General features: G+C 42.7%; 9 protein-coding genes and 1 pseudogene. 5 read left to right on the top strand and 5 right to left on the bottom strand.

The genetic code is table 11. The features are described 5' to 3' along the window. Positions 1-197, bottom strand: a pseudogene (locus H540_RS32840) (IS4 family transposase); the annotation flags it as partial. Between the two features lie 148 nt (positions 198-345). Beyond that, on the bottom strand, positions 346-900 hold the full coding sequence (locus tag H540_RS0128635; RefSeq protein WP_028403472.1) for a YhcN/YlaJ family sporulation lipoprotein: 555 nt from the start codon (positions 898-900) through the stop codon (positions 346-348). A gap of 522 nt (positions 901-1,422) precedes the next feature. Here H540_RS0128635 and H540_RS0128630 point away from each other — a divergent pair. Further along, positions 1,423-1,995 carry a GNAT family N-acetyltransferase gene (locus H540_RS0128630; protein ID WP_051317336.1) on the top strand — a complete coding sequence of 191 codons (573 nt, stop codon included), beginning with the start codon at positions 1,423-1,425 and terminating at the stop codon, positions 1,993-1,995. A gap of 170 nt (positions 1,996-2,165) precedes the next feature. Here the strand turns inward: H540_RS0128630 and H540_RS0128625 are convergent, their stop codons facing one another. Beyond that, on the bottom strand, positions 2,166-2,750 hold the full coding sequence (locus H540_RS0128625; RefSeq protein WP_028403470.1) for an LOG family protein: 585 nt from the start codon (positions 2,748-2,750) through the stop codon (positions 2,166-2,168). A gap of 443 nt (positions 2,751-3,193) precedes the next feature. Between H540_RS0128625 and H540_RS0128620 the strand changes: the two genes are divergently transcribed. Beyond that, positions 3,194-4,156, top strand: coding sequence for a S8 family peptidase (locus H540_RS0128620; protein WP_028403469.1), 963 nt, complete (start codon positions 3,194-3,196; stop codon positions 4,154-4,156). A 704-nt stretch (positions 4,157-4,860) separates the two neighbouring features. Here the strand turns inward: H540_RS0128620 and H540_RS0128610 are convergent. After that, a complete protein-coding gene (locus H540_RS0128610) occupies positions 4,861-5,895 on the bottom strand; it encodes an SIR2 family NAD-dependent protein deacylase (protein WP_155891180.1) in 1,035 nt (344 codons plus the stop codon). Positions 5,896-6,604: 709 nt separating this feature from the next. On the opposite strand from H540_RS0128610, the gene H540_RS0128600 reads away from it, so the two are divergent. The 3 genes from H540_RS0128600 (at position 6,605) to H540_RS0128590 (ending at position 8,978) form a co-directional block, all read left to right on the top strand. Continuing rightward, positions 6,605-7,450 carry a COG4705 family protein gene (locus H540_RS0128600; protein WP_028403467.1) on the top strand — a complete coding sequence of 282 codons (846 nt, stop codon included), beginning with the start codon at positions 6,605-6,607 and terminating at the stop codon, positions 7,448-7,450. A gap of 299 nt (positions 7,451-7,749) precedes the next feature. Then, positions 7,750-8,616 (top strand): stage II sporulation protein SpoIIQ, encoded by an 867-nt coding sequence (gene spoIIQ, locus H540_RS31230; RefSeq protein WP_051317335.1) that lies wholly within the window; start codon positions 7,750-7,752, stop codon positions 8,614-8,616. A gap of 155 nt (positions 8,617-8,771) precedes the next feature. After that, positions 8,772-8,978, top strand: coding sequence for a hypothetical protein (locus H540_RS0128590; protein ID WP_028403466.1), 207 nt, complete (start codon positions 8,772-8,774; stop codon positions 8,976-8,978). 246 nt (positions 8,979-9,224) lie between these two features. Here H540_RS0128590 and H540_RS32835 read toward each other — a convergent pair. Further along, positions 9,225-9,490 (bottom strand): RNA-guided endonuclease InsQ/TnpB family protein (locus tag H540_RS32835; RefSeq protein ID WP_155891181.1); only part of this gene is annotated, 266 nt, incomplete at its 5' end.

The following is a 9,490-nucleotide window of genomic DNA, read 5'->3' as shown; positions in this document are numbered from 1 at the left end:
CAAAGTTGAGTAAGCGAGGTAGTAGCGATTTGTTGATTTAACCATACACACAAAGATAAAAAATGGTGTCCATAACACTTCCGTTTTCGTTTCATTCCGCCTGCTTCTATAGCTAATTGATTCAATGCAGCGGGAGACATATACCGATACAACTCTTCGGCAAATAAAGACAACTCTTGTTTTTGACGCATATTCATAAAAAGCACGTCACCCTTTCTCATTAACATAAGAGAATAGTAACGTGCTTTTAACTTTAAGAATAGCCTAAATGCTTAAGTTGATGGATGTGTGCCGCTACCCCTAAAAAGGATGTAGCTAGGTATTCGATAATGGATTTACGGGAATTTAACGAGCATTAGGAAATACTCTTCGAGTTGCTTCAGTAAACTCTTCAAATAACCCTGTTACCGGACGGCCTTCACGAATTTTTCTTGTATAATCCCTCATTCGGTCTACAAAATCAGGATTTGTTGACACATATACGTTCTGAATATTTGGATCTGTAGCTCTTACTTCATCTGCAATTTTTCGCTCTAGCGCATCTGTTAATTGTCCTTTTACTCCATCACGTAAGCCAACTGCAACATAAGCGTTTCGGTTTGTAACGATAACATTTGCACCGTTTACTTCGGGTAATCTGACAATTCGATCAGCAGCCGCATCCGCCACTGCTAACCGCGTATCGGCTGGAGTGCGAACATTTCTAACTGGTGGAACATTAACATTGTCAGTGTATCGAGCATTGTCAGTGTATCGAGCATTGTCACCAGTGTATCGCACATTCCGCATCCTATTGTCTCTAGGACCTTCGAGGGCGGTTTTTTGATTTCTGGCAGCTGTACAACCAAACATTGAAATGATTACCAGACAAACGATAAAAAATATTGTTATTTTTTTCAACTGTATTCCTCCTTAATAAGTTATACATTCTTTAAAATGTGCAATTGGGCGTTTATTATGTAGGTAAAGAATGGCAGTTATACTAATCATCGTTGGGAAAGAGCTACATTACATTCTGTAAAGTTTTCACCATATATTTGAGAAATTGTGGCATTACAATCATTCTCCCTGAAGGATAACTGCCGATAGCTTTTGTTATATAAAGAACGGTTGATAAGACATTAAGACCTATCAGCCGTTTGAATTTTTATATTTATATACAACGGAATAAAAAACCGTCTTTTTACAGTGGGTGAGAGCATCCGGCGACGTGCGGAAGCGGTCAAACCCTTGTAGTGATCCATGCAAGGGTAAACCATAGATAGGAAGAAAGCGCCAATGCCGTTTTGCTGCGCACAGCACATTGAAATGTCGAAATCATAAATCATTCATATATAATTGTGTATTTTTATTCAATCAAATGATATAATAATTCATTATTTATGTCTCGATCTTATATAAATCAAGCTGGAGGGATCGGAAGTGGCTATAAAGAGCAAAGCAGGTATAGGGAGTAAACAGGATCGTGCATCTGAATTTATACTGACTAAAGCTGCTCCTGAACACATAGACGGCATTTTATCGGTATGTATAAAGGGGTGGCGCTCTACTTATACGGAGATAAGAAGTTCTGATTATATAGAGAGGGTTATAAAAAATTATTATAACTATAATCGAATCTATGATGAGATTATGGCATCGGAAGAAGGACATTATACATGGTATGTGGCTCTTGAGGACGACATTGTAGTCGGAACTATCGCAGGCGGGCCGATCGATTCACAAACCGGGGAGATATTCGGATTTTATGTTGATTATGAACGCAGAGGTCAAGGAATCGGCACTTTGCTTTTAGATTTCCTTACTGACATACAATATAAACAGGGCATGGTAAAGCAATGGGTTTCTGTAGCAAAAGGAAATGAAAAAGGCATTCCTTTTTATGAAGCAAGAAATTTTGTAAGAGTATCTGAAAAAATAAGCCGCTTCAGTAATGAGCAGGAGAGGTATATGTCGTATCGTTACGTCAGAACGATCGGTATGGGCAATAATTAGAAAAGGACAGCAAATGCTGTCCTTTTTAAAGGATTCAGAAAATTGGGGGCATGTCTAGCTCCGCCGGCAAGGTGCTGCCACCAGAGAACCTTACCCTCACAAAGGCAAAAAGCGCCTTTGAGGGGTAAGAACCTCTGGTTCTGCACCTGAACGAGCCGGCTCCGCTTTTCTTATTCCTCAGCTAATTGTCTCCACTTATTCTTCAGAACAGGAGGGGTATATGTTTGCATTTTCTCAAATAATTCATTGGCATTCGTTGCCGATACAATTAGGTCTAAATGATTGGGATTCATAAATTCCTCTGTAGCAGCATGATGGATCATATTTAATAAAGGTGTATAATAGCCTGCGATATTAAAGATCCCGATCGGTTTCTGATGGATACCTATTTGGGCCCAACACATTACTTCGAATAGTTCTTCAAATGTGCCATATCCCCCAGGCAAGGCAACAAAGCCATCAGCCAGTTCAATCATTGTTGCTTTTCTTTGGTGCATGCTATCTACTTCAATTAATTCAGATAATCCTGTATGAACGATTTCGCCCCTAAAAAGCCCTTTTGGCATAACTCCTGTTACAGCACCGCCTAATTCGAGGACTGTATTTGCTACTTCTCCCATCAAACCAATACGAGAGCCGCCATATACTAGCTCAAATCCGCGTTTTACAATTTCTTCCCCAAGTTGTCTGGCATAAGTTTGAAATTCTGGTCTTACTCCTAAATTAGAGCCGGCATATACACAAATTTTTTTCATGTTTGCACCTCGTAGCTAGATGTTTGTTGTAGTCCAATATGAATCATACAGCATATGGGTAAGGATGTGAAGGGTAGATGCAAGTGGATTTCCAAATTTGGAAGAAGATTTCTATGTAAAACTGAATAAAAAAATCGTCTTTTTATAGTGGGGCGAGAGCATCCGGCGACGCATAGAAGCGGTCAAACCCTTGGTTCATGCAAGGGTAAACCAGAGAGAGGAAGTAAGTGCCAATGCCGTTTTGTTCGAAATAGCAAATGAAAACGCCAGAATTATAAATAATTTATATATACGGATATTTATTTCATGTATTTTTCGCAAAACAAGAACATTAGTTCGTATAAAAAGAGGTGAATGAGGGATAAATGCAGAATATACATCATATGACTTCCTAGATTTGACTCTTATAGGAATACAAATATTCCGAAAAGGAGAGGATGAATGTGTCAAAATTCAGATTGATTCCTTACAAACTAGAAGAAGTCCGAGATCGTACAAAAGAGGTGCCTCCAGGAGTCGCATTAATACAGGCGCCAGCTATGTGGGAAAAAGGATACGATGGAGACAATGTAGTAGTGGCTGTTATTGATACGGGCTGTCAGACAGATCATCCCGATTTACGGGAACGTATTATTGGCGGTTATAACTTTACGGACGACTACGGAGGAGATCCTAACGTATTTCTTGATAATAATGGTCACGGGACACATGTTTGCGGTACCATTGCCGCTGCAAAAAATGAGCAAGGCGTAGTGGGGGTAGCTCCAAAGGCGAAAATGCTTGTTTTAAAGGTCTTGACCGGCACGGGAGAAGGTACAATAGAGTCTATTACAAATGCGATTCGATATGCTGCAAAATGGAGAGGAGCCAAAGGGGAAACGGTACGGATCATATCCATGTCATTAGGGGGACCGGAAGATGATCCAGATCTCCATAAAGCGATTCAAGAGGCCGTTAAACAAAATATCATAGTAGTATGTGCAGCGGGCAACGAAGGAGATGGTGATGGGACAACAGGTGAGTACAGCTATCCGGGAGCTTATCAGGAAGTTGTAGAAGTAGGATCTGTGAGTCTGCAAAAACGTCTATCTGATTTTAGTAATACAAATGATGAAATTGACTTAGTAGCACCTGGAGAAAAAATTCTTTCTACTTATCCATCGAATCGGTTTGCGGTACTGACCGGCACTTCCATGGCAACGCCCCATGTATCCGGAGCGATAGCCCTCTTGATTCAACAGTACGAAGCTTTGACAAAGGGAGCTATTACTGAGCCGGAAATATACAAAGCATTAATTGAGCATACAGTTTCCCTGGGATACAGCAGGGAAGAACAAGGAAACGGATTTTTGCAGCTTCAAACAGAAGCGGCTCAAAAAGTAAAACCAAATACAATATTTTACTAAAAACTATGGATTCTACAAGGAACATCCAACTTATCTATATAAATGCTGCTAAAAAAATCGATATAAAAACTTTTCTTTTAGGTGGGAGAGAGCATCCGGCTAAGCGTAGAAACGGTCAAACCCTTTTCGTGGCCCATGCAGGGGGAAACCATAGAGAGGGAGCGAGCGCAGTTTTCCTTTTGTTCTATGTGCTATGTGCAATCAAAAGGGAGTATGGTATGCTTCTTCTCTTTGGTTTACCTTTGTATGAACTGCTACAAAGGTTTGAGCGCTTCTGCACGTCGCCGGATAATCTCTCCCCACTATCAAAAGACGTTTTTTTATTTACTTGTATATATCGTTCTATTTGTAATCCTTAACATTGCAAGAAGCCCTATACCGTCTGATGACTGTATAAGGGCTTTTTTATTAATGAAAGCAGGTGAGAAACGTGCTCCAGCATATAGAGCAGTTGTTACAGCTGTTCGGGCTAGCAGCATCAGCGTTTGCCGCAGTTATAACAGGACTTAAAACTCTACAAGATTTACGTAAAAGACAGAAAAAAAAGAGACGTTTTTTCTAAAAACGTCCCACAAAGAAAAAATCTAGTCGTAACAATATCATACTGGAAATGAACAGGTGAATCATGTTTTTTCGTGATATTAAGAATGAAAGATGGAAAGAGTAGAAGACTCGCTTTCTGCCAGAAAGCGAGTCTTCTCTATTTACTTTTTAGAAGCCGTCAGCTGCCGTTCTGCCTGCCGCAGCACATCTCCGGCCTTGCCCCGAATAACCAAGTCAAAGTCTTGGTCAAACGGTGTTTCATCTAAATTCAGCACGACCACTTTTCCGCCTGCCTCCTTTGGCAGCTGATTCACGGGGGAGACTTGTAAGCTTGTGCCGATAATGAGAAGCAAATCGGATTTTGCAATTTCTTCAAACGTCCGGTTCCATATATCCTGCGGAAGCATTTCTCCAAATAGAGTGATGTTTGGACGAAGGTTTCCGCCGCAAGCGGCGCACGATTCTCTTTCAATAAAGCTGTCTGTTGAGGCTGGGGAACCGCAGCTGTGGCATTGCACTGTCTCCAAGCCGCCGTGAAGCTGGGCTACGTCCGTGCTGCCGGCGTGCTGATGGAGATTCTCTACGTTCTGCGTTGCGAGAAACTTTACGATGCCTTCCTTCTGCCAGCGGGACAGAATTTTGTGGCCGTCGTTTGGCTGCACTTTTTTCAATTCGCACATGCGATAGCTGTAAAATTCATGAAAGGCAGGATAGTCTTTTTCAAGCATATCGATATGCGAAACCGCAAATGGATCATATTTCGTCCATAGCCCTTTTTGTGAACGGAAATCAGGCACGCCGCTCTCCGTGCTCATGCCGGCGCCGGTCAATACGACCATATAACGGGAGGAAGCAATCCAATCCGTGAGAAGCTCGATGTCCGAGATTTTGCATATATCGCGCCATTGATCAAGCCGCGAGCCGCTGCTTTCTGCTTCCTTCCATATGTGCAGACGAAATTCCGGATGCACCTCCTGCGGCGATAATTGAGTCCAAGGATAGCTTTCAATCAGCTCCAGCGCTTCTTCCCATGTGTGCACAACATGGGAGTGCGCATCAATCGGTCCGGCATCATCAAATGTCAGCTCATTTATATATCGCGCAAAGCTCCAAGTACCATCGTCTCTTTTTTGGCCGCACAATTGAATGCCGCCGCCTTCTCCTGCGACGCTTAAGATAACTTCCCAATTCTTCATGCCATCCCTGCCTCTCTGTAAGTTATAGTGTTATATTTACACATTTTTTTCGGAAATCCTGTTTGGATAGTAAATCTAGTATTTTGGGCAAGTGTTCAAGGGAGAGGAGTTGATGAGAGTGTTGAATTTCTCCCTATGCTTGAAATGGAAAAAATTTTTCTGGGGATTTCAGGTAAATTTCATTGTATTCTCATTGTTTTCTAATGTTAAGAGGGTATAGTTTGGATTGTATATATGAGTGAATGATAATTTCGACCTTTCCATATGCTATGTGCAACCAAAAGGGAGTATTGTATGCTTCTTCTCTCTGGTTTACCCTTGCATGAACCACGACAAAGGTTTGACCGCTTCTGCACATCGCCGGATGATCTCCCCACTATAAAAAGACGGTTTTTTTATTCACTTGTACATAGTTCAAGAAAATTCTTGTTTTCGTGGACAATTCAATATATGAATGGCCATGCGGACAATTCAACATACATAGAAATATAGTGCAAAAAGGTGAGAGAAATCACGAATGAATAAAATGGCACAGGTCACGATTCTCTTTTGGATAATGAAGATTTGTGCCACTACATTAGATGAAACAGCAGGTGATTTGTTGTCAATGAAAATAGGAGAGCTGAAGGAGGCGTAATTTTCAAAGATGCTGCTGTTTATTGCAGCACTTATAGTGCAGGCGCAAAGAGAAAATAAGGAGGATTCATAAATGGAATATTATGAGCAGGCTCAGGATAATAATAGGAAAAATCCATCCATTTCTGATGAAGTCGCTGCCGCCCCATCACGAGGCCGGCAGATGTTGAACAAGGTTCCGGAAGTCACGATTTTCTTCTGGATCATCAAGATCATGGCAACCACTGTGGGCGAAACGGCCGCAGACTTCCTGAACTTTAACTTGCACTGGGGCTTGACCAACACGACCTTGGTCATGAGCGTCCTCTTGCTCATCACACTGTTCTTCCAGTTCAGGTCGAGGAAGTACGTGCCAAGAGTCTACTGGCTCGCGGTCGTACTGATCAGCGTTGTCGGCACACTGGTCACCGACAACCTCACGGACAACTTAGGTGTCGCTCTAGAGACGACCACCATCATCTTCACTCTCGCGTTGCTGGCGACCTTTGCGGCTTGGTACGCGAGTGAGAAAACGCTGTCCATTCACTCCATCTACACGACCAAGCGGGAAGCGTTCTATTGGTTGGCCATCCTGTTCACCTTCGCCTTGGGAACCGCAGCCGGTGACCTCATAGCAGAGGGTCTCAACTTGGGTTACTGGAACTCAGCGCTCATGTTCGCTGCACTAATAGGGGTGGTGACGATCGCCTACTACCGTATCCAGCTGAATGCAGTGTTAGCCTTCTGGCTCGCTTACATCTTGACCCGTCCTTTCGGCGCCTCTTTTGGCGACTACCTGTCACAGTCTCGCCATGCGGGCGGCCTTGGTTTGGGTACAGTGGGAACTAGCGCGATCTTCCTCGTAACGATCCTAGGCTTAGTTATCTACCTGACTAAGACGAGAATAGACGAAACCCCGATCCCGAGCTCAGCTGACTAAAGAACTGGGTTTCTATTTGGAACAAAGTTAAAGTTACTCATATCGAAGAGTATTAATAAAGAAAGGTTTTAGAAAAAGAGTATCGAAAAATATCGATGCTCTTTTTGCTGTGGCTGAACTTTCAATAAGACATACATAAAGACCGACTTATATCGGTCTTTATTTGTCATTCGTCCTGTTTCTACGAAAAACAACAAAAAAACATGCATAAAAAATATACGTATGTCGAAAAATAATCATTTGCCCCGTGTATAGATTATTTGAATATTGTTCACAATGATTGCTGAGGTGATAATCAAATGAGAGATGGAGAAAAAAAGCAATCTCGTAAAGTAGTTCATTTATTTCAAAAACGTTGGGTATTCCCGACAGTTTACATTGTATGTGCAGCTGTAATCTTAACGGCAGCTCTTTGGTTCCAAGCGACAAACGACAAGAAGAAGGATCCGAAAAAGCCGTCAGCGCCATACAGCCAGCAGAACGATGCGGCAGTTCCTGTAACGAAGTCGTCTGAAGTCGTAAAAATGCCGACAGCAAATGCTGATCAAGTGGCAGTGAAGAAAAAGTTCTATGATGACAAGGCAACTGCACAAGAACAAGAAGCGGCACTTGTATCCTATAACAACACATATTCTCCAAACACGGGTATCGACATCGCGGCAAAGGACGGCAAATCATTTGACGTGACAGCAGCGATCAGCGGTACAGTTACAAAAGCTGATAAGGATTCCTTGCTTGGATATGTTGTAACAGTCGACAGCGGCAACGGTGTCACAACATCCTACCAAAGCCTAGAAAGCGCACAAGTAGAAGTGGGTGACGCAGTAGCACAAGGCGATGTCCTTGGAAAAGCTGGTTTAAGCGAAATCAACAAGGAAGCAGGCTACCACGTTCACTTTGAAATCCGCAAAGACGGTACAGCCGTAAATCCAGAAAAATTCTTTGACAAAACAATTGCGGACATCAAAGCAGAGCAAGTAACTGCCCCTGTGAAACAAGAAGAAAAACAGCCTGCGAAGGATGAAAAGCAAAACACTGACTCCAAGCAGCCTGCGAAGGATGAAAAACAGCAAGAAGGATCTGACGACTCTGGCAACTCTGGCAAAACATCTGACGACACAGGAAACAACGAACAGTCAGGCGGCCTTGACAACGGCAACAACTAACTTTCGGGACAATCAGTTCTCCAACTGCATTCATGCTTGGGGAGCTGATTTTTTTATGGATTATGTCCAGCTCCAGCGCCTGAACGAGCCGGTTGCGCTTTTCTATGGAAAGAACACGAATTCCCTCGCATATATTAAAGCGAGGGGGATGGAATATGTCATTTATAGCTTTAGTGTTTATCGCTATTATTGCATTCTTTGTTTTATCGATTTTGATGCTTTTGATAGGAACGAAAAGTACGAAGCACACTTCGTTAGACAACCAGCAGCTGTGGGACTCCGATACCGACTCGGACTCCGAAAATGACTCCGGCAGCGATTCCGGAGGGGACAGCGGCGGGGATGGGGACAAAGAAGATTGAGAGACACTTCTTTTGGGGAGTGTCTTTTCGTATGTCTCTTTTCGCAAAGGTTGTTGCTAGTAGATGAATCAGGAATATTCATTATAAACGTACCTTAATTTCCTATATATATCGATAAGATTAAAGACAGGACTTGTGAACTACCCGCCACCTACGCTAACGCTTAGAGGTGGGGGCTTCTCAGGTACTCGCACCTCATGGTACGAAATGGACTGAGCTATCGAGCCTATTCCGTGCTCTATATGTTTATGCTAACAGGCGTAAGCCCTCTCGTTTGATATTGATAGAAGCATTATGGTCTCTATCCGCCGTGAATCCACATTCACATTGGAATGTCCGTTCAGAAAGAGACAGTTCTGCTTTTACTTGACCGCAACAGGAACAAGTTTTGGAAGAAGGGAACCACTTGTCGATTTTGATCAGTCTCTTCCCCTGTTCCTCTAACTTATATCGCAGGAATGTGGTGAACATGCCCCAAGCATTGTCAGCTACACTCTTTCCAAAGTTTAGGG

Source organism: Ectobacillus panaciterrae DSM 19096, from assembly GCF_000430785.1.
Taxonomy (GTDB): Bacteria; Bacillota; Bacilli; order Bacillales; family Bacillaceae_G; genus Ectobacillus; species Ectobacillus panaciterrae.
This window is presented reverse-complemented; position numbering and strand designations above follow the sequence as displayed.